Genomic DNA, 20,419 nt, shown 5'->3' on the forward strand with positions numbered 1-20,419 from the left:
ATTAATTTCTAACTAAAATAATCTGCGAGCTTAAAATATACCAATTTCAAATGTAGATTATTTCCCTAAAACAAACACCGCCGGGATTTTATGCAGTTCAGGTTTCTGTTTCTGCCAGTCTTTAATGGTTTTTGTTTTTATAAATTCATGTTCCGGATCATTGATATCAGCAGCAATACAGAGTTTGGTATTCGGGGTGAGAAATTTACATAAATCTTCAAAAAGCTGATTATTCCGGTAAGGGGTTTCCATAAAGATCTGGGAATAACCTGTTTTCTGTACCAGGCTCTCCAGATGCAGGATCTGTTTCTTTTTTTCTCCTTTATCAATAGGAAGATAACCGTTGAAGCTGAATTCCTGACCATTAAATCCACTTGAAATCAATGCTAGAATAATAGAAGACGGCCCGGAAACAGGAATTACCCTGATGTTTTTTTCATGACACCATTTTACAATTAAATTCCCCGGATCTGCAATACATGGAAGGCCTGCTTCTGAAAGCAATCCGAAGTCCTGACCTTTCAGCATCAGCTCCTGCGCTTCTTTGATATCCGCATTTTCAGTATACTTATCCAAAAGGAAAAGCTTCAGATCTGACTGTTTTTTCTCCGGAGCAAAAAATTTAACCACTTTTCTGGCTGTTTTTTCATTTTCCACAAACAAATAATCTGTTTGCATGATATAATCTTTCAGGACCGGGGAGAAATGGTTGATTGAAGTATTCTCTGATAAATAGGCGGGTAAGAGGAAAAGCATTGTATTATTTTTTTGTTCTTTCTTGTAGTGAAGGTTGCGGAAAATATTTAGTTAAATCCATTGAAAATGTAACTGAAGTTATTTTCCAGCTACCATTGATTTTCATAAGGGTCCAGATTTCTTTTCCCCAATTAGACATTTTGCCGTCGTACCAGAAACTGTAATCGAAGTTGGCAGAAGCAATTGATCCGTCTTCAATAATTTTAATATTATCGAATTTTTCTTCAGCCTTATCATCCTTAAATCCTCTGATAAAAGCTTTATAATCATCAGTAAAATAACTTTCTGCTTTAGGATTTTTTTCTAACCGCTTTGCATGGGTTCTTTCTGTAAAAATTCCCTTCCAGAGAACAGGTTCCTGAAATAAGGAAATAAATTTGGCTTCATCCCTTGTTTTAATACACCCCATAAAATCATCCATTACTTTACGGATTTCGGTTTCATCTTTAGTCTGCGCAAAACAGAGATTAAACCCAAGCAAAAGCAAAAGTAATACACTTTTCATATTTATAATATTTTGTTTATTATCGCATCACAGCCTTTATCCAGAAGTTGAAATACTTCTTCGAAATCATTCATATCGCCCCAATAAGGATCCGGCACCTCTGCATTTTTGTGATCTCCCAGTACTTCTAAAAATAATGAAATCTTCTGACGTTGTTCTTCATTTTTCGCTTTTGAAATCACATCTTCATACACATCGATATCCATACAGTAAATCTTATCAAAAACATCAAGGTCTTCTTTTGTAATGGGCCTTGATTTTTGTTTGGAAATATCAATCCCGTGATTGGCAGCCGTTTTTATTGCTCTCTTATCCGGATGTTCCCCTTCATGCATTGAGATCGTACCTACAGAGTCTACAAAAAAATGCCCGGGTACTTTAGTCTTCATAATTCCTTCTGCTAAAGGGCTTCTGCAGATGTTTCCCAAGCAAACCATCAGTAATTTCATATTTCAGTAAATTAAGCTAAAATTTTAAACAAAACTAAATAAAAAATGAAGAATAATTTTATTCTTCATTTTCATTTATATCAATTAAATATATTAATGTTTGATTCTTTCCGTAAGTTCTTTTACATACTTTTTCACTTCCTTATCAATCTTGGAAACATCTTTGATCGTTTCACAGGCATACATTACCGTAGAGTGGTCTTTTCCACCCATTTCTTCACCAATTTTGGTGAATGTGGCATTGGTGAATTCTTTGGCAAAATACATCGCCAACTGTCTTGGAAGGGCAATTTCTCTCTTTCTTGTTTTAGATAAAAGCTGCTCTCTTTTGATACCGAAATAATCACATACAATCTCTTGAATATAAGGAATATTGATGATTTTTTTCTGATTGGCAGCGATTTTATTGATGGTTTCCTTTAATAATTCAAGGCTTAAATCTGATTTATAAATCGTTGAATAAGCAATTACTGAATTGATCACCCCGATAAGCTCTCTTACATTGGTTTTTGCTTCAGACGCAAGAAAATCAAGCATATCATCAGTAAGAACGATACCATCTCTGCTTAGTTTGTCGACGATAATTTTCTTACGGGTTTCCAGATCCGGAGATTTTATCTCTGCAGAAAGCCCCCATTTGAAACGGGAAACAATTCTGTCCTGAATATCCATAATATCTACCGGAGCCTTATCAGAAGTAAGGATGATCTGCTTTCCGTTCTGATGCAAATAATCAAAAATATGGAAGAAACTGTCCTGTGTAGCCGATTTACCGGAAAGGAACTGAATATCATCAATAATCAAAACATCCACCATCTGGTAAAAATTGGCAAATTCAGTCTGTTTATGGGCTTTTGCCGCTGAAATAAACTGCTGGATAAATTTTTCAGATGATAAATAAAGTACGACTTTATCCGGGAACTGATTTTTAACTTCCAAACCTACAGCCTGCCCCAGGTGGGTTTTCCCGACACCGTAACCTCCGTATAAAAATAATGGGTTAAAAGCCGTAGCACCAGGTCTTTTTGCAATAGATCTTGCCACTGTAGCAGCAAATTTATTGCTTTCCCCTTCTACATAGTTATCGAAAGAAAAATCAGACTTTAAATTAGAATCTATGTTTACTTTTTTAATTCCGGGAACTACAAAAGGATTGACAATATTAGATGAAAACCCCTGCGGCATTGTTTCCTGAATTTTTGGGGTAGGAATACTTTTTCCTTTCATATTCATTGTAACGGGTTTTTCTGAACCATTTGGTTTATTTTCCATTACAGAATACCATAGTTTAACTCCTTTTCCTATATTTTTTTTCAGGGCAGCAGAAAGCAGAGATAAATAATTATCCTCAATATACTCCTTGTAAAAATCACTCGGAACCATCAGAGTAAGATTGTTGTCAACCAATGAAACCGGCTGCACTTTATCAAACAATAGGTCGAAAGATTTTTCAAGTTTTTTCAGGTCAGAATTATCTTCAGCTGCGTTGAGATTATCCCGCATAAACTGAAGGCACTTCTGCCATATCATCATTAAATTTTCATCCATAATTTATGCCCCGATTAATTCTTTGGTTAGTATTGTTTTTAGAAGGAAGACAAAGGTCCAATTTTTTATTTTCAAAAAAAAATTTTGGAGGTATTGATTATTTAAAAATATATTTGTATGTATAATTTAGACCTGAAAATGATACATACAAAACACTCAATACGAGTACGTTACGGAGAAACAGACCCAATGAAATATGTTTATTACGGGAACTACGCACAGTATTTTGAAATTGGAAGAGTGGAACTCTTTCGAAGCATCGGAATGTCGTATGATGAGATTGAAAACCAAGGAATTTGGCTACCTGTTTCTGACTATAAAATTAAGTATTTAAGACCTGCCTTATATGATCAGAAATTAGAAATTCATACTTACATTAAAAAAATTCCGGGGGTAAGAATTGAGTTTGAGTATGAAATTTACAATGAAGCGCATATCAAAATTACCGAAGCTTCCACTACCCTGTTTTTTTTAGACTCAAAAACCAATAAAATTATCAAATGCCCTGACTTTCTGTTGAAGCTGATTGAAAAAAACTGGAATCCTGTATAAATTTCAAAAACAAATCATAAACCTTTTTCATTTAAAAATTTTTTTCTCTGCAAAATTTTCTTATTTTGTTAAAAATGAAATTTTAAAAAAATAATTATAATACAAAGCTTAATACATTACTATGAAGATTGCATTCCTGGGGCCACAGGCCAGTTTTACCCAACTTGCCACAACACAGCTTTTTCCTGATGAAGAACTTTTGCCACAAGCCAATATTTTAGATTGTTTTACCGCTGTGGAAAATGGAGAGGTTGATAAAGCAGTTGTTCCTCTGGAAAATTCAATAGAAGGCACGGTGTCCATGACTCTTGACTATTTATATAAAACTCCGTCCATAAAAATTGAGGCGGAAGCTGTAATGCCGATAGCCCATCATCTGATGATCCATTCTGAAAACCGGATTGAGGATATTAAACAAATTTATTCCCATCCTCAGGCTCTTGCCCAAAGCTTTCATTTTTTAGACACTCAATATAAAACAGTCCAAAGACAGGATTTTTCATCTACTGCAGCAGCAGCGAAACATGTTTCTGAAAACCCTGAACTGAAAATTGCAGCTGTTGCCAATCAATATGCCGCTAGTCTATACGGCTTGAAAATTATCAACCGGAATATCCAGGATTTTGAACAGAATCACACCCGGTTTATTGTTATTTCAAAACAACAGAACTTTTATACCAATGACAGTCTTGAGATACTTGGGAAAAAATCAGGATTGCTAATCACTCTTCCTGAAGACCATGCAGGCGGATTACACCAGGTTTTATCCGTTTTCGCCTGGAGAAAAATGAACCTTAGTAAAATTGAATCCAGAACATTGAAGACCGGTTTAGGAAATTATTTTTTCTTTATAACGATTGTCGGAAAATGGCATCCTGTATTGTATGAAAACGCTTTAGAAGAGTTAAAATCTATACATGCCGAAGTAGATTTCCTGGGAAACTACCAGGAATTTCTTTTAGAAAGTTAAATAAAAATATTTATTTCTTTTAAAAACTGCCTGTATAAAGTACCGGACAGTTTTTTTTTGAAAAATTAATCAATATTAAGAGAATTATTTTGTACTTTTGAATTTTAACATTTTAAGTATAAATACGTATAGTAAAAATACGTAACTTTATTCAGCATATAAATCTTATTATTGTTAAAAATTCTCAACGTATTTTTAAAATAATATAAAAAAATACAAAGTATACAAGGCATAATTATTGCTATAGAAACAAAAACTAAAATCAACAATAACTAATTTAAAATTTGTAACATGAAAACTAGAATTTGTAGTCTAATTTTATCTGTGATTGCAATATCCGCATATTCACAGGTAGGAATCAATACTCCTTCACCTTCGGCAACATTGGATGTCAATGGGAATACCAAAATCCGACAAACCCCACAGGCTCCGGCATTAGCGGGCTATCAGGTTTTAGGTCTAAACATGGGAACCACTGAAGTAGCTCAAATAGATCCGGCATTGATCTTCGCTGCAGCCAATACTGATGCTACTGTATATGCAGCCAAAAAATCGGGAGGAATCAGTTTATTAAGTTTGGGATTATTTCCTTCAGGATTTAGGGCGGTCAACTTTCTTACCACTGAAAGAACAATAGGAAATGTCTCTTTATTCTCAGATACCGACTATTCATATACTATTCCATCTACAGGAATATATGCCGTTGGTTTTACCTTTAAATATGGTACCGGATTACAGGCATCATTACTTGCTAACTCACCCGGTGTTGGAATTGTAAGAACAAGAGCCGGAGTAGCAACAACAATAGACAACCGCCCCTTCAGTGGAGCCAACCTGATCTTATTGAGTTTAACCATTTCTGAAACCGGCCTTAATTCAATCTATAGTTTCCAGGCCGGAGATAAAATTGCTTTCGGGCTTACAGGTTCAACGGCTTTAGATGTAGGCTTACTCGGATCGAGTGTTGCTTCATTCTACATCTATAAAGTATCAAACTAAGATTTAATATAATTTAATATAATTTAATCATATTACACAGATTAATCCATCATTCCCCAGGTATGGTGGATTAATTGTTTTTTATCCCATTCCAAACATTTATCTATATTTGATTAAATAAATTAAAAATATGAGCCCATTCCTACTCATCATATTATTTATCCTTGTTATTATATTTTATAGTCAGCTAAACCGTAAAATACAAAAACTTGAAGATAAAATTTCCGAACTACAGGGGAATAATGCTTTACAAAAGAATAATGAGGTTCAGGAAACAAAAGAGAAACAAGCATCACCTCAGCCGTCATTTTCTTCAGCTGAACTTCAGCCGGAAAGAAAACCTATCTCTGAACCAACCGTAAATATTCCAGAGGAAATTATCCCCGAACAGAAAGACCGGATGAGTCCGGTTTTAAATTTTTTAAAGCAAAATATGCTGGCCATTACCGGTATTTTCACTCTTGTTCTGGGAATCGGATATTTTGTAAAATATGCAATAGATAAAAACTGGATCGATGAAACGGCAAGAGCCGGAATTGGGTTTGCAGTAGGAGCTGTAATAATGGGTACAGGTCATTTGTTAAAGAAAAATTACACTGCTTTTTCATCTATTATTACCGGTGGCGGAATTGCCGTTTTATATTTTACCACGACCATTGCATTCAGAGAGTATCATTTGTTTACACAGAATGCAGCCTTTATAATTACCTGCTTCATTACCCTTCTTTCAATATTACTTTCGTATTATTATAAAAGTGAAGTTCTTATTATATTTTCTCTGGTTGGTGGCTTTACAGCACCCTTAATGATCAGTACGGGAGAAAGCAACTACCTGTTTCTTTTTACTTATTTATCGGTTTTAAATATGGGAATGCTCATCATTGCCCTGCTCAAAAATTGGAAAAGTATTGGCTGGATTGCTTTCTTTTCTACCCAGATCTATTTATTTTACTGGACTCTTGAGAAGACACAAATCATAAGTGTTTATTTTTATATTATCAGTTATCTTATTTTCTATGCCTTTGCACTGCAGCATTATATCAGAAAAAACAGTCTTGCCTCTTTTGATATTTTAATGCTGGTATTGATCAATTTTTCCAGTATAATTGGCTTAGTCTACATTTTCAACACTTTAAACTATGGGCCTGTCATTATTTTTCCGGTAGTATTTGCTATCATCAATACAGCCTTACTTTTCAGGGAATACAGCAGAAAAAACTTCGGAATACATTATTCTGTTTTTGCAGGGATTACCATAAGCCTTATCACGGTTGCTATTGCTCTACAGTTTAAAGCCCACCTCATCACAAGTGTATGGGCTGTGGAAGCTACTCTCCTGCTCTTCATCTGGAAGAAAACAAAACTGGATATTTTCAGGATATGCTTCTATATTCTGTTTCCTTTAGTCATTATTGCCCAGATGATAACATGGACACAGTATTATAGTATAAAGAACCTGAAAATCATCTTTAATCCGATATTCTTAACCAGTATCATTACAGTTGTCACTACATTTGCCAATTTAGTTTTGTTAAAGAATCTCAATAATTCTGAAAAACGGTATGCTATTTTTGAAAACCTGTTTACTGTTCTCAGTTATGGTGTGATCTATATGGCTTTGCTACTGGAAATCATTTATCATATTTCGGAAAAACCATTCATCATGATATTAAGCATCGGATTGCTGTTCACTATTTATTATGCTTTCATCTTGCTAATATTCCGTAAAAAGCTTAATATCAGTTTGTTTTTTGAAACCGGACTTGTTTATTTATTTCTTTTCCTCCTGATTATTAATGCGTCTCTTGCCGGAACAGGCATTGTGAACTCCATACTTTTGAAAAAGACGCCACAAAATTTCTTTGGAATATATTTACTGTACATTTTACCTTTCGTATATCTGTTCCGGAAGGTATTACCCGGGTCTGATTTCATTAAAATAAAGCTTTCTTACTGGGCCGTTTCAATAACTCTCACAGTACTGGTAAGCTGTGAGCTGTATCATTTATATATTCTCGGAAATGCAGACCATATCATGCAGGCGAATCAGCTGGAAAAACATTTCAGTATTTTATATCTCCCAATTATCTGGGCAGTTCTTGCCAGTATATTTATTTATACAGGTTTGAAAAAAGACCTTCCGGAATTCAGTAAATCCGGCTTTATACTGATCGGGATGATGATCCTGAAGCTTTATACTTATGATGTATGGCAAATGGATAATGTCTCCAGAATTATAGCATTTATTATTTTGGGAATTATTTTGTTATTGAGTTCGTTTTTATTTCAGAGATTGAAAAACATGATCAAAAACATGGTTGATAAAAAAGAAGAAAATACTGAAAATCAAAGCACAGAATCCTAATAAAAGCTTTTATTTATAAATAATTTTCAACTTTTAATAAATTTCTATTCACATTTTGTAAAAAATAGTTATATTTAAAAAGTTTTAATCATTACTTATTCTATCAATTATGAAAAAAATACTCTACTCTTTTTTATTATTTTCTTCTGCTTGTTTATTCGGACAGAAGAATCCTGCCACAAAATTTGCTGTAGCAAATGATGTTATCGGAACAGTAGATATGTTTAAAGGTAAAGAAGCTGCTATTCAAAGTATGCATGTATACAAAACTGCTGCTACCTTACCTCAGAATCTTAAAAAATATGATTATCTGGCAGAAAACGGAATAGCTGAATTCAAGCTCAAAAAAGGTTATGATAACCTGGACAGAATATCGCTGGCACAGCTTAACCAGCAAAACAATGTAGCTAAAGATACTCCGGTATATATTGAAGGCTATGAATTCACCAATACAGAAACCAATGTTTTCGGAGATATCCTGGCTAATGTACAGGTAAAGGATTATAACGGTAAAAAAACATTATTTATCACAACCACCCAGAAATAAATAAAATAAGGTACTGAATAAGTACCTTTTTTTATTTAATATTTGTTTGTCCATTTTTTCTTTAGTTCTTCATAAATTTTCTTCTCTGTCGCATTATTACCGGGCTCATACAATTTCACATTTTTAATTTCTTCCGGAAGAAAATCCTGATTAACGAAATTTCCTTCATACGAATGGGCGTATTTGTACTCTTTTCCATAATCCATTTCTTTCATCAGCTTTGTGGGTGCATTTCTTAAATGTAAAGGCACAGGCAGATTCCCGGTTTGCTTTACCAAAGCTAATGCATCATTAATAGCCATGTACGCAGAATTACTTTTCGGTGAAACGGCCAGATAAACGGCTGTTTCACTCAGAATAATCCGTGCTTCGGGATTACCGATCACATTCACAGATTGGAAACAATTATTTGCAATCACCAGAGCATTCGGATTGGCCAGACCAATATCTTCTGCCGCCAGAATAAGCATTCTTCTTGCAATAAATTTAATATCTTCTCCGCCTGCAATCATTCTGGCCAGCCAGTATACCGCTCCATTAGGATCACTGCCCCGCATAGATTTTATGAAAGCGGAAATAATATCATAATGCTGCTCACCGTTTTTATCATACAGCGCCATGGTTTCCTGTAAAACAGCAAGAACATCTTCGTTAATAATTTCTTTCTGGTCAGAATTTTTATATTGGTTCAGAACAAGCTCTACCGAATTGATCAGTTTTCGTGCATCCCCACCTGAATATTGAATAAAAGCTTCTTTTTCGAGAATTTTAAAATCTGTTTTCTCATCCTCGTTGTATCTCTTACCGGCAATATCAATAAGCTCTTCCAGCTTTTCATAGCTTAAAGCTTTCAGTACATACACCTGGCTTCTTGATAACAAGGCTGAAACCACTTCAAAGCTGGGGTTTTCAGTCGTGGCTCCTATCAGGACAATCCAGCCCTTCTCCACGGCATGAAGTAATGAATCCTGTTGGGATTTATTAAATCGGTGAATTTCATCAATGAATAAAATCGGTGATTTCCCTGAAAACAAATTTTGTTTTTTCGCTTCATCAATAACGTCACGCACATCTTTCACTCCGGAAGATACGGCAGAAAGCTTATAAAATTTCCGGCCTGATTTTTCAGAAATAATTTCCGCCAAAGTGGTCTTCCCGGTTCCTGGCGGGCCCCAGAAAATAAGAGAATTTAAGGTATCGTTTTCAACCATTTTTCTTATGGTCCCTTTTTCTCCGGTAAGATGCTCCTGCCCAAGAACTTCGTCTAAAGTTTTGGGTCTGAGTTTTTCAGCCAATGGAATATTTTGATTCAAGATTTTTTAAAATTTTTAAATGCATTGCTCAGATTTCACCTCTGAAACTTATAACAAATTTAAACTAATTTTCATTTTTTTACCCTATTTTTGCATTGTTTTGAAACTTACATTCAATAAAATCATCATATTTCCCCTGGTAATTCTAATAAAATTTTACCAGTGGTTTATCTCGCCCTTACTCCCCAAAAACTGCCGGTATGAACCCACCTGTTCCCATTATATGGTAGAAGCGTTACAGGTGCACGGTGTTTTTAAAGGATTCTGGCTGGGTATCAGAAGAATTTCAAAATGCCATCCCTGGGGCGGAAGCGGATATGATCCCGTACCTCCAAAAAATTTAAAATAAATAAACTATCAAAAAAATAGAAATGAGTAATATTTTTTTCAGAATTTACCTTGTATTATTTGCGTTCATCACTCAGTGTTTTTTTGCGCAGGAATACCCGGGCGGTCTATCCGACGGAACTTTAAAAATAAACAGCACGGAGATCCCGGTAAAAATCTATTCCACAACAGAGCTTGGAGATCTTGACGCTTTTGCTGATAAGAAAACGGAAGGCAATGTCCTGGTTATCTTAAATAAATCTAACTTTGAACCGGCCTATTTTAATTACAGTGTATTAACTCTGGCTAAATATAAAAATGCAAGGTACCAGTTCTTCAGCAAAGATTTTAAATTAATCGATGCTGCTGCAACTCCTGAAAATATTGAAACTTTCAAATATGCCGTAAGATCTGCACAGCCCATTGCATCAGCTGATCAGGTACAGCTGAAAACTCCGTTTAAGATCTGGGATCCTTCAACAGGTATTCATCTGGGGCCTATTACCCTGCATTACTATAGCTTAATGTTTATTTTCGCTTTTGGATTCGGGTACCTTCTGATGACCATGATTTTCAAAATCGACAACGTTAACCAAAAATATTTAGAGCCTCTTTTCACATGGACTTTAATCGGAACCATTCTTGGGGCAAGAATGGGACACGTTATTTTTTACCAGCCGGAACTTTTTAAAGAAGATTTCTGGAGTGTGTTTTTACCGATCAGTACTAAAAACGGTTTAAAATTCACAGGATTTTCAGGGTTGGCAAGTCATGGAGCTACCATCGCCTTAATTTTCACAACATTATATTATTCATTTAAGATCATCAAAAAAAATCCTTTCTGGGTATATGACAGACTAGGTATTGTCGTATCGCTGGGTGGTGCTTTTGTAAGAATGGGGAACTTTTTCAATTCTGAAATTGTAGGAAAACCTGTAGACCCGAATTCTCCGTTTGCCTTATTATTTCCTCAGCAGAGCAGTGAATACGGCTTAACGGTTCCACGTTATCCTACCCAGCTTTTTGAAGCAGTAGGATATGTGCTTTTGTTTGTTTTATTATGGGTTCTGTACAAAAAAACAAACAAAAAATATCAGCAGGGATGGTTATTCGGATTATTCTTTATTATTCTCTGGGCCATAAGATTCTTTGTAGAATTTTTAAAAGAGCCTCAGGGTGATGAGTTTATCCAGATCGGAGGTTTAAATACAGGTCAGGTGCTTTCCATACCTTTTATGATTGCCGGATTTATCATTATGATCATGTCTAAAAAATTCAGAATCACCCAGGCAGAAAACGAAAAACCTGAATAAAGATAATTTTGAAATAAAATGCAGATAAAGCCACAGTTTTGTGGCTTTTTTATTGATTATAACTTTACTGAAATTTTTGTGTTAATCTCTTCAAAAACATTTCCCAACTCATTAATAACATCTGTAGGAAGCATTGATTCTTTAGAATATTTTTCAGCTGCAAAATCTGCGGCCTTACCATGAATCCATACCCCGAAAACAGCCGCGTACTCTTCAGTATATCCCTGAGCAAGAAGGGAAGTTATAATGCCGGTCAGGATATCTCCGCTTCCGCCTTTGGCCAGCCCCGCATTTCCGGTAATATTATAGTATACTTTTCCTTCAGGGGTAATGATCTGGGTATGATGGTCTTTTAAGACAATATAAATATTGAACTCAGCTGCTTTTTTACGGGCCAGTTCCAGTCTTTCAAACGAATTTTGAGCAGCTCCAAACAACCGTTCAAATTCTTTAGGATGTGGTGTTATTATTGATTTTTGAGGAATTAGCTTTAAGTTTTTTTTATTTTCTGAAATAATGTTCAATGCATCTGCATCAAGAATTAACGGTTTTGAGTAATCTTTTAAAAATTGTAAAAGGTTTTTCCCGGTTTCAGGATCAGTTCCCAAGCCCGGGCCGATTCCACAGGCTGAGTTTTCATCAATTTCAAAACTATTAATGTATTTTTCACCCCCTACCACAAACATAGCTTCCGGACAGGAAGTCTGTAAAATTTCATAGCCGCATCTCGGAGCCAGTGTGAAAGTCAACCCGGCACCGGCTTTTAAAGCTGCTCTTGTTGAAAGTACGGCTGCTCCAATTTTTCCATAGCTGCCCGCTACCATAGTAGCTTTTCCGTGAGTTCCTTTATGTGAAAACTCCTGTCTTGGCCTGAATATTTTACCCACTACCTCATCATCAATCACAAAATAATCTGTTTCCGTCCCGGAAATATATTCTTCGTTTAAATCAATATCTAAAACAACTACTTTTCCGGCATATATTCCTGTTTCCGGATGGAGAAAGCTTCGTTTCCAGAACTGAAAGCTTAAGGTATAATCTGCTTTAAAGATTACGGAATCTTCTGCTGTAATCTGATCCGGAAAAAGTCCGGAAGGGATATCAATGGAAATTTTGAGGCTGTTTTTTAAATTCAGCTCGTTTATGATATCTTTATATCCGGCATCCAGAGGCCTCGACAAACCCGTTCCGAAAAGAGCATCAATAATTACTGTTTTGCTGCGGTAATGATGGGTTTCGTCAAAATTGATGATTGATATCCCGGAAAATTCTTTTAATCTTTTAAGGTTTATTTCTGCATCTTCTGAAAATTTTGTTTTGGGCCCATTTATAAATATATCTACTTCAAAACCTTTTAGATAAAGCATTCTGGCTATCGCAAATCCGTCCCCGCCATTATTTCCAAGGCCACAGAAAACAGCCATAGTTTTATAATCCTTACAATTTTCAGCAATCCAGTCTGCACATGCCTGTGCGGCTCTTTCCATCAGCTGGATGGAAGAAACAGGTTCGTTTGAAATGGTATACTGATCACATTGACGTATTTGTTCTGCCGTAAAAATTTTCATATTGAATTAGTCTTCGTCTAATTTAGAAAATATTAATTCAATTTTCTTAGGGAAAAGAAAAATTAACTTTTCAAAAAACCATTTATAAAATAATTTTTCATAAATAAATATCCTTTAAAAACGCAAAAAAATAACATTTTTAGTTATATTTGTTTAACACAACATTAAAAAATAAATTATGGGATTTATAAAAGAGTTTAAAGAGTTTGCTGTAAAAGGCAATGTGGTCGATTTAGCAGTAGGGGTTATTATCGGTGCTGCTTTCGGTAAAATTGTTTCTTCACTGGTAGAGGATGTTATCACACCATTACTTTTGAACCCGGCTCTTAAAGCTGCAGGTGCGGAAAACATCGCAAAACTTACATGGAATGGAGTTGCTTACGGTAATTTTTTATCTGCGATAATTAACTTCTTATGTATTGCGCTGGTTCTGTTTATCATGATTAAAGGGATCAATAAAATCAATAAAAAAGAAGAGTCTGCCCCGGCCGGACCAACCGACGATCAAAAATTATTAATGGAAATCAGAGATTTGCTTAAAAGCAAAAACAATATATAAAATAAAAACACCTCTATTTCTGAGGTGTTTTTTTATGGATATACTCATTAAAAATTAATGAATCTGTAAAATACTTGAAATCTGTTCTGCCAGAGATAAACCTATTCTGTCCTGAGCTTCCAGTGTTGATGCTCCCGTATGAGGAGTCAGGGATATTTTTGAATGATTCAGGATTTCTCTGGAAGGCGTCGGTTCGTTGATAAAAACATCAAGGCCTGCAAATCTTACTTTTCCGGAATCAAGAGCTTCAATTAGAGCTGCTTCGTCAATAACACCACCTCTTGAACAGTTTACGATCGCTACTCCGTTTTTCATCAGTTCAAATTCATTCTTACCGATCATGTAGCCCTCTTTCTGAGCCGGAACATGAAGGGTAATAAAATCCGAATGTTTCAATACTTCCTGCAAAGGTTCAGTTTCAATATCAACATTGATAAACTGGTTGTTGTAAAACTTCACTTTAATGCTTGCCTTTCCTACATTATTATCGGCCGCTACTACTCTCATTCCAAGGCCCAGGGCAATTCTTGCCACTTCCTGCCCGATTCTTCCCATTCCTACAATTCCGATGGTTTTTCCTCTCAGCTCAATTCCTGCAGCATAAGCTTTTTTAAGGCCGGCAAATTCAGTATTTCCTACTAAAGGCATTTTTCTGTTGGAATCCTGTAAAAATCTTGCTCCTGAAAACAAATGGGCAAAGACCAATTCTGCCACAGATTCCGAAGAAGCTGAAGGAGTGTTGATCACATGAATCCCTTTTTCCCTTGCATAATCCACATCAATATTATCCATTCCTACACCTCCTCTGCCGATGATCCCGATAGACGGACAGTTATCAATAATATCCTTTCTTACCTGGGTTGCACTACGCACCAGTAATGTACGGATCTTATGTTCATTAATATAATCTACCAAAAACTCCTGCGGAACTTTTGCAGTAATTACTTCAAAACCTTTCTCAGTTAATGCATCAATACCTGATTGATCCAGACCGTCATTTGCTAAAACTTTCATAAATACAGTTATATTTAAAAATTGAAAGATTTAAAAATTAAAAAATCAGTATTTACTTTAATCGTTTAATCTTTAAATCTTTGAATTATACTTTAATCTTCTTTGAAAACTTCGATGGTCACCTGTTTTTCTACAAGATCTGTAAATTTCCCTTTATATCGGGTTGCTCTTACAAGATGGTTATCGATCCAGTGATAATTCCCGCCTCTTGGTTTCCCGCATAAAACACTATGATATTTAAATCCGTGTTTATCCAGCCAGTCGATCGTAATCTGCTTTAAATTTTCGGTTCTTGAAGTGAAAAAGCAAATCTGGTGACCTTCATCATACCATTTATTGATTGTTGCCAAAGCATCCGGATAAGGTTCACAGGTAACCATTCTTTCCGGTTCTTCATTAGGAACATCATCTGTAATCGTTCCGTCAATGTCTATCAAATAGTTTTTTACACCGTCCTTCAGTATGGGACTTATGTGTTCGATATATTCTAACTCCATCATTAAAATTTGAATTGCAAAGTTAAGATTTTTACACCAAAAGGCAGAGTTAAACTTAGATAATATTAAAATTTTAAACTAAAAACAATTATTTTACGAATAAAATAAATTAAAACTCTATAAATTCCACAATAATGATTAATTATTTTCAGTTTTTTCTATATTAAATGGTATTTTGTATTGACGTTAAAATAATTTTTTGTTTTAGATTTAATCCCATGATATTTATATAATCATGAAAAAAATACTCTCTCTTATTTTCTGTCTTATCGGATGGTTTGCACTGATTGCACAATATTATTTACTGCTGGAAAATAATATCAATTCTTTTTGGGAAAGTACAGTCAGGTTCTTTAGCTTCTTTACCATTCTCACCAATTTAATTGTTGCCGTTTATTTTACCGTTCAGGCTTTAAAACCTCAATCTAAAAAAGATACAGATCCGGGGATACTAACTTCTATTACCCTATATATCTGTATCGTCGGAATCATTTATCAGGTCATTCTCCGGTCTACCTGGAATCCTCAAGGGTTACAAAAACTGGTTGATGAGCTATTACACAGCGTTATTCCTGTTCTTACTATCATTTATTGGTATCTGTATGAAAATAAAAGCAGCCTGAATTATAAACAAATCCTTAAATGGGCAGTTTATCCTTTACTGTACTTTATTTTCATTATCATCAGAGGCAGCTTTTCCGGCTTTTATCCTTATCCTTTTGTTGATGTAAACATCATAGGCTTTACACAGGTTTTAATGAACGCATTCTGGGTATTGGTCTTCTTTGCAGGACTGTCAGTGATTTTCATTCTAATCGGGAAAGCATTGAAGAAATAATTTTCGCTTACTGATGCTAAAATCTTCGGTTAACTCTATAATCACATGATGTTTTACCAAAAATTTCCAAAATACATTTTTAAGACTTACATTTGTAGGAATGGAAGAATTCGTAGTTTTAGTAAATCCTGAAGATGAAGTTTTGGGGTTGATGGAGAAACAGCAGGCTCACATTAACGGCTTGCTACACCGTGCATTCTCCGTTTTTTTATTTAACCGCAAAGGCGAAATGCTCCTCCAGAAAAGAGCTTCTGAAAAATATCATTCACCTGGTCAATGGACCAATGCCGTATGTTCACACCCGAGAAAAGATGAAACTTACCTGGCAGGGGCAAACCGAAGGATAAAAGAAGAGCTGGGAATAGCAACCGAACTGTCAGAAAAATTCAGTTTCATTTACAAAGCTGATGTAGGTAGAGGCCTTTGGGAACATGAACTCGACCATGTTTTTATAGGAAATTATGAGGCTGATTTCAATCTGAATACAGAGGAAGTGGAAGAAGTACGCTATATTTCTATGGAAGATCTGGATAAAGAAATCTCTGAAAATCCGGAAAATTTTACAGAATGGTTTAAAATCATTCTCGAAGAATATAAACACCATTTTTAAATGATGAAAAAAACACTTTTGATCACGGCTTTTTTATTAGGTTATTTCTCTTTTGCCCAGAAAGCAAAAGCTTATGACAGTCCGAACTACTCTATCAACGTACCGGAAGGCTGGAAAGCAACTAACGATAATGACATTGTCAATATTTTTCCATCCAACGAAATCGGAGCCATTACGATTTCCGAATACCATGACCTGAACCTTCCGAAAGAAGAGGTAAAAAAATTCATTCTTTCTCTCTATAAATCGACCGATGAGGAAAGTAAAATAAAATCCGGTAAGGGTAAAAAAGGCTATATGGAATACTTTTATGAGTATTTTGATGAGCATGAAAAACTTTTCTGGATCACGAAAGTATATCAGAAAGATAAAAACCTTTTCCTTATTTCTATTAATTGTGGCCAGAAATACTGGAACGGCAATTATATGAACCTTTTCAATGAAACCTTTAACAGTTTTAAAATAAAGTAATAAAAGTAAATATGAAGAAAACAGCATTGTACGACAAACACGTTTCTCTGGGAGCGAAAATAGTCCCTTTTGCAGGCTTTGAAATGCCTGTGCAATATTCCGGAGTTACGGAAGAACATTTTGCCGTAAGAGAAAAAGCGGGATTATTTGATGTTTCCCACATGGGACAGTTTTTCATCGAAGGTCCCGGATCAAAAGACCTTCTGCAATTGGTTACCACTAATAATGTAGATGCCCTGGAAAACGGAAAAGCTCAGTATTCTTGTCTTCCAAACGAAAACGGAGGAATTGTAGATGACCTTATCGTTTACAAAATGGAAGATGACAAATATTTCGTGGTCGTAAATGCTTCAAATATTGATAAAGACTGGAACCATATTTCAAAGTACAATACATTCGGTGCTAAGATGACCAATGCTTCCGATGAAATGTCTCTATTAGCAATCCAGGGACCTAAAGCAACGGAAATCCTTCAGAAGCTGACAGAAGCCAATCTTTCTGAAATCCCCTATTATAACTTTACGGTAGGATCTGTAGCAGGAGTAAATAATGTGATTATTTCTAATACAGGGTATACGGGAAGCGGAGGTTTTGAGATCTACTTCAACAATGGAAATGCTAAACAGCTTTGGGATGCAATCATCAATGCAGGGGAAACGGAAGGAATTATTCCGGCCGGACTTGCTGCCAGAGATACTTTAAGGCTGGAAAAAGGATTCTGCCTGTACGGAAATGATATTGATGACACCACTTCTCCAATTGAGGCCGGTTTAGGCTGGATCACGAAATTCGATAAAGATTTTGTTTCCAAAGATACTTTTGCCCAACAAAAAGAAGAGGGCGTTACAAGAAAGCTGGTAGGTTTCGAATTACAGGATAAGGGAGTTCCAAGACATGATTATCCGGTAGTGGATGCTGAAGGGAATGTGATCGGAAAGGTAACTTCAGGAACACAGTCTCCAATGAAGAAGATAGGTTTAGGACTTGCTTATGTTGATAAACCTCACTTTAAGCTGGGCTCTGAAATTTTCATTCAGGTTAGAAATAAAAATATTCCTGCAAAAGTAGTGAAAGCTCCTTTTGTATAAGATTAAAATATCTGAACAAAAAAACCGCAGAGTGTTTTCTGCGGTTTTTTTATGTATTTCCTTAAAATGAGCCCGATTTATTTCGACGGAAATTTTATACAGGAAAAATACGTCCAGGCTATAAAGAAAATCTGTAAAGGAATTCTGTACAGCAGATAACCGGCCCCGCTTCCTTCATATGAAGCAGTTTTCATATCCACATGATTTACCGCCGCATATATATTGACTGGAAGTATCAGGATAAAAAAGAGGATCAACAGCCATCCGGTAATTTTCTCAAACTTCGGAATGAGTAAAGCGATGCTGATTATAATTTCCAGAATCCCTGTCAAATAAACAGCTTCAGTCTTCAAGGGTAAGAACTTTGGAATCATTAAAGCCATTCCTTCAGTATACACAAAGTGGGCAATTCCTGTGAAAATAAGCATTACAGCCATTGCAATACGGGCTGAGAGCGCAAAATAATACTTCTTACGGATTATTTTTAAGATGATCAGGGAGATCAGGAATACGATAGGTAAAACAGCTTCCGGCATTTCTTTTTTCTGCAAAGTTCCGGTATATGATCTTCCCAAACAATGAACCCGGGTTAAGAAATTATCCTGCGCCGGATCCTGCTCAGTGCCTGTGGTGTAATTCCTATGTAAGATGCGATATATTTTAACGGAATATATTTCAGAATGTGAGGCTGATCAGTAAATAAAGTAAGATATCTTTCTTCAGCGGTCTCTGTAAGCAGGGATATTTCTCTTTTAAAGTTTTCTAGATACAGCCTTTCACTGGCCAGCCGTCCGATCTTCTCTCCTATTTCAGTTTCAGCATAGATAAGGTTTAAATCTTCATAAGATATTCTCCACAGAACAGTTTCCTCCAGTGCCTGAATATTATAACTGCATCGTTTTCTGGTCAGAAAAGAATCATAAGCGCTTACAAAATTATCAGCAAATGAAAATGAAAAAGTAAAATCATCTTCCTCCCTGGGAATATAAAAACGGACTGTTCCATATTCTATGAAGGAAAGATAATTTTCCGTTTCACCGGTACTGATAAGATGCTGCTTTTTAGAAAATGTCTGAATTTTAAGTTTTGAAGCAAATAGCTCCCAGTCATCATCCGGCATTATAACGGATTTTTCAAAATAATTCCGGATCTGTTTCATAGCAGCTTATTTTTTTGGTCAACTTTATTTAACGCCAAAGAATTCTTTCAGGTTTTCCAAGTTCTTCTTATCATTTCCTACAAAAATATCGCTGTCGGTAAGGAAAACGGGACGTTTTAAAAATGTGTAGTGATCCAGCAATAATTTCTTAAAGTCTTTTTCTTCCAATGATTTTGCATCAAGCTCTCTCAGTTTTATCTGAGTCGATTTTTTACTGAATAAGGCTTCATAAGATTGGGTCTTCTTATACATTTCGGCCAGCTCTTCCTGGGTTACCGGTTCTTTTTTAATCTCACGGAGCTCCCAGTCTGTCAGATCAAATTGGGCTAATATTTTTCTGCAGGTATCGCAGGTATTCAGATAAAAGACTTTTTTCATGTTCTCTTTTTAACTTGTATTATTTTTAAAACAACTTTTCCAAAGGTTTTATCGTCCAAAATTATGATTTAATCTAAGATTTTGAAAATTATTAAATACCTTTATTAAAATTTTATCAGTATGCAGAACAAACCTATTACTTTTCAGTTTATTTCCGAACCTTCAGATGTGAATTACGGTGGAAATGTACATGGTGGAAGTGTTATGAAATGGATTGACCAGGCAGGTTACGCATGTGCGACAACATGGAGTGGAAATTATTCAGTGACCGTTTATGTAGGCGGAATCCGTTTTTATGAGCCGATAAAGATCGGTGAAATTGTAAAGGTAGAAGCTCAGGTGATTTATACAGGATCTTCAAGTATGCATATTTCGATCAACGTTTTCTCAAGGAATTTGAAACAGCCTGTTTTCGATAAAAAAACGCACTGTATTATCGTTTTTGTGGCAGTAGATGAGAATGGCAAGAAACTCCCGGTTCCCAAATGGATTCCTGGAACTGAAGAGGAAAAACAACAGGAACAATATGCCAAACGCCTGATGGAGCTGAGAACCCAAATAGAGGACGAAATGAAACCTTTTCTGTAATTCCG

Annotated in this window: 24 protein-coding genes; 13 read left to right on the forward strand and 11 right to left on the reverse strand. The window is 35.4% G+C overall.

Annotated elements, in window-relative coordinates; translation table 11 throughout:
- Positions 1 to 57: 57 nt before the first annotated feature.
- The 4 genes from PMI13_RS08990 to dnaA form a co-directional block, all read right to left on the reverse strand.
- Positions 58 to 756, reverse strand: a complete 699-nt coding sequence (locus PMI13_RS08990; RefSeq protein ID WP_007842888.1) for an SAM-dependent methyltransferase — start codon at positions 754 to 756, stop codon at positions 58 to 60.
- Positions 757 to 760: 4 nt separating this feature from the next.
- Entirely contained in the window at positions 761 to 1,261 is a 501-nt protein-coding gene (locus tag PMI13_RS08995) for a Cif family virulence factor (protein WP_007842889.1), read from the reverse strand.
- A gap of 2 nt (positions 1,262 to 1,263) precedes the next feature.
- Positions 1,264 to 1,710, reverse strand: coding sequence for a low molecular weight protein-tyrosine-phosphatase (locus tag PMI13_RS09000; protein ID WP_007842890.1), 447 nt, complete (start codon positions 1,708 to 1,710; stop codon positions 1,264 to 1,266).
- Positions 1,711 to 1,803: 93 nt separating this feature from the next.
- Positions 1,804 to 3,258, reverse strand: coding sequence for a chromosomal replication initiator protein DnaA (gene dnaA, locus PMI13_RS09005; RefSeq protein WP_007842891.1), 1,455 nt, complete (start codon positions 3,256 to 3,258; stop codon positions 1,804 to 1,806).
- Between the two features lie 138 nt (positions 3,259 to 3,396).
- On the opposite strand from dnaA, the gene PMI13_RS09010 reads away from it, so the two are divergent.
- From PMI13_RS09010 to PMI13_RS09030, 5 genes are all read left to right on the forward strand, one after another.
- The gene (locus PMI13_RS09010; protein ID WP_034670009.1) at positions 3,397 to 3,810 is read left to right on the forward strand and encodes an acyl-CoA thioesterase; all 414 of its coding nucleotides are present in this window, start codon (positions 3,397 to 3,399) and stop codon (positions 3,808 to 3,810) included.
- 121 nt (positions 3,811 to 3,931) lie between these two features.
- Positions 3,932 to 4,780, forward strand: a complete 849-nt coding sequence (pheA, locus tag PMI13_RS09015; protein WP_007842895.1) for a prephenate dehydratase — start codon at positions 3,932 to 3,934, stop codon at positions 4,778 to 4,780.
- Positions 4,781 to 5,071: 291 nt separating this feature from the next.
- Positions 5,072 to 5,779, forward strand: a complete 708-nt coding sequence (locus PMI13_RS09020) for a hypothetical protein (protein ID WP_007842896.1) — start codon at positions 5,072 to 5,074, stop codon at positions 5,777 to 5,779.
- 130 nt (positions 5,780 to 5,909) lie between these two features.
- Complete coding sequence (locus PMI13_RS09025; RefSeq protein ID WP_007842897.1) at positions 5,910 to 8,144, forward strand: DUF2339 domain-containing protein; 2,235 nt, start codon at positions 5,910 to 5,912, stop codon at positions 8,142 to 8,144.
- A gap of 109 nt (positions 8,145 to 8,253) precedes the next feature.
- Complete coding sequence (locus PMI13_RS09030; RefSeq protein ID WP_007842898.1) at positions 8,254 to 8,691, forward strand: hypothetical protein; 438 nt, start codon at positions 8,254 to 8,256, stop codon at positions 8,689 to 8,691.
- Positions 8,692 to 8,726: 35 nt separating this feature from the next.
- Here the strand turns inward: PMI13_RS09030 and PMI13_RS09035 are convergent, their stop codons facing one another.
- On the reverse strand, positions 8,727 to 10,004 hold the full coding sequence (locus PMI13_RS09035; protein WP_007842899.1) for a replication-associated recombination protein A: 1,278 nt from the start codon (positions 10,002 to 10,004) through the stop codon (positions 8,727 to 8,729).
- 100 nt (positions 10,005 to 10,104) lie between these two features.
- Here PMI13_RS09035 and yidD point away from each other — a divergent pair, with 100 nt between their 5' ends.
- Positions 10,105 to 10,353: a membrane protein insertion efficiency factor YidD gene (gene yidD, locus PMI13_RS09040; protein ID WP_034670008.1), complete on the forward strand. Its 249-nt coding sequence runs from the start codon at positions 10,105 to 10,107 to the stop codon at positions 10,351 to 10,353.
- 424 nt (positions 10,354 to 10,777) lie between these two features.
- Positions 10,778 to 11,644, forward strand: coding sequence for a prolipoprotein diacylglyceryl transferase (lgt, locus tag PMI13_RS09045; RefSeq protein ID WP_034670006.1), 867 nt, complete (start codon positions 10,778 to 10,780; stop codon positions 11,642 to 11,644).
- A gap of 56 nt (positions 11,645 to 11,700) precedes the next feature.
- Here the strand turns inward: lgt and PMI13_RS09050 are convergent, their stop codons facing one another.
- The gene (locus PMI13_RS09050; protein ID WP_007842903.1) at positions 11,701 to 13,212 is read right to left on the reverse strand and encodes a bifunctional ADP-dependent NAD(P)H-hydrate dehydratase/NAD(P)H-hydrate epimerase; all 1,512 of its coding nucleotides are present in this window, start codon (positions 13,210 to 13,212) and stop codon (positions 11,701 to 11,703) included.
- Between the two features lie 178 nt (positions 13,213 to 13,390).
- Between PMI13_RS09050 and mscL the strand changes: the two genes are divergently transcribed.
- Positions 13,391 to 13,771, forward strand: a complete 381-nt coding sequence (gene mscL / locus PMI13_RS09055) for a large conductance mechanosensitive channel protein MscL (protein WP_007842905.1) — start codon at positions 13,391 to 13,393, stop codon at positions 13,769 to 13,771.
- 54 nt (positions 13,772 to 13,825) lie between these two features.
- Here mscL and PMI13_RS09060 read toward each other — a convergent pair whose 3' ends face one another.
- Together PMI13_RS09060 and PMI13_RS09065 are read right to left on the reverse strand one after the other, a co-directional pair.
- Positions 13,826 to 14,785, reverse strand: coding sequence for a D-2-hydroxyacid dehydrogenase (locus PMI13_RS09060; protein WP_007842907.1), 960 nt, complete (start codon positions 14,783 to 14,785; stop codon positions 13,826 to 13,828).
- Between the two features lie 92 nt (positions 14,786 to 14,877).
- A complete protein-coding gene (locus PMI13_RS09065; protein ID WP_034670004.1) occupies positions 14,878 to 15,282 on the reverse strand; it encodes an LNS2 domain-containing protein in 405 nt (134 codons plus the stop codon).
- 235 nt (positions 15,283 to 15,517) lie between these two features.
- Here PMI13_RS09065 and PMI13_RS09070 point away from each other — a divergent pair, with 235 nt between their 5' ends.
- The 4 genes from PMI13_RS09070 (at position 15,518) to gcvT (ending at position 18,289) form a co-directional block, all read left to right on the forward strand.
- On the forward strand, positions 15,518 to 16,120 hold the full coding sequence (locus tag PMI13_RS09070) for a Pr6Pr family membrane protein (protein WP_007842910.1): 603 nt from the start codon (positions 15,518 to 15,520) through the stop codon (positions 16,118 to 16,120).
- Between the two features lie 100 nt (positions 16,121 to 16,220).
- Positions 16,221 to 16,730, forward strand: coding sequence for an isopentenyl-diphosphate Delta-isomerase (idi, locus tag PMI13_RS09075; RefSeq protein WP_007842912.1), 510 nt, complete (start codon positions 16,221 to 16,223; stop codon positions 16,728 to 16,730).
- The gene (locus PMI13_RS09080) at positions 16,731 to 17,201 is read left to right on the forward strand and encodes a hypothetical protein (protein WP_007842914.1); all 471 of its coding nucleotides are present in this window, start codon (positions 16,731 to 16,733) and stop codon (positions 17,199 to 17,201) included. It begins immediately after the preceding gene.
- 11 nt (positions 17,202 to 17,212) lie between these two features.
- Positions 17,213 to 18,289 carry a glycine cleavage system aminomethyltransferase GcvT gene (gcvT, locus tag PMI13_RS09085; protein ID WP_007842916.1) on the forward strand — a complete coding sequence of 359 codons (1,077 nt, stop codon included), beginning with the start codon at positions 17,213 to 17,215 and terminating at the stop codon, positions 18,287 to 18,289.
- 77 nt (positions 18,290 to 18,366) lie between these two features.
- Here the strand turns inward: gcvT and PMI13_RS09090 are convergent, their stop codons facing one another.
- The 3 genes from PMI13_RS09090 to PMI13_RS09100 are packed head-to-tail and all read right to left on the reverse strand — an operon-like array spanning position 18,367 to position 19,826.
- Positions 18,367 to 18,864, reverse strand: coding sequence for a DoxX family protein (locus PMI13_RS09090; RefSeq protein WP_238536296.1), 498 nt, complete (start codon positions 18,862 to 18,864; stop codon positions 18,367 to 18,369).
- A 14-nt stretch (positions 18,865 to 18,878) separates the two neighbouring features.
- Positions 18,879 to 19,448, reverse strand: a complete 570-nt coding sequence (locus tag PMI13_RS09095) for a Crp/Fnr family transcriptional regulator (RefSeq protein WP_007842920.1) — start codon at positions 19,446 to 19,448, stop codon at positions 18,879 to 18,881.
- A gap of 24 nt (positions 19,449 to 19,472) precedes the next feature.
- The gene (locus tag PMI13_RS09100) at positions 19,473 to 19,826 is read right to left on the reverse strand and encodes an arsenate reductase family protein (RefSeq protein WP_007842922.1); all 354 of its coding nucleotides are present in this window, start codon (positions 19,824 to 19,826) and stop codon (positions 19,473 to 19,475) included.
- Positions 19,827 to 19,946: 120 nt separating this feature from the next.
- Between PMI13_RS09100 and PMI13_RS09105 the strand changes: the two genes are divergently transcribed.
- A complete protein-coding gene (locus PMI13_RS09105) occupies positions 19,947 to 20,414 on the forward strand; it encodes an acyl-CoA thioesterase (protein ID WP_007842924.1) in 468 nt (155 codons plus the stop codon).
- Positions 20,415 to 20,419 lie beyond the last annotated feature (5 nt).

Source organism: Chryseobacterium populi, from assembly GCF_000282115.1.
Taxonomy (GTDB): domain Bacteria; phylum Bacteroidota; class Bacteroidia; order Flavobacteriales; family Weeksellaceae; genus Chryseobacterium; species Chryseobacterium populi.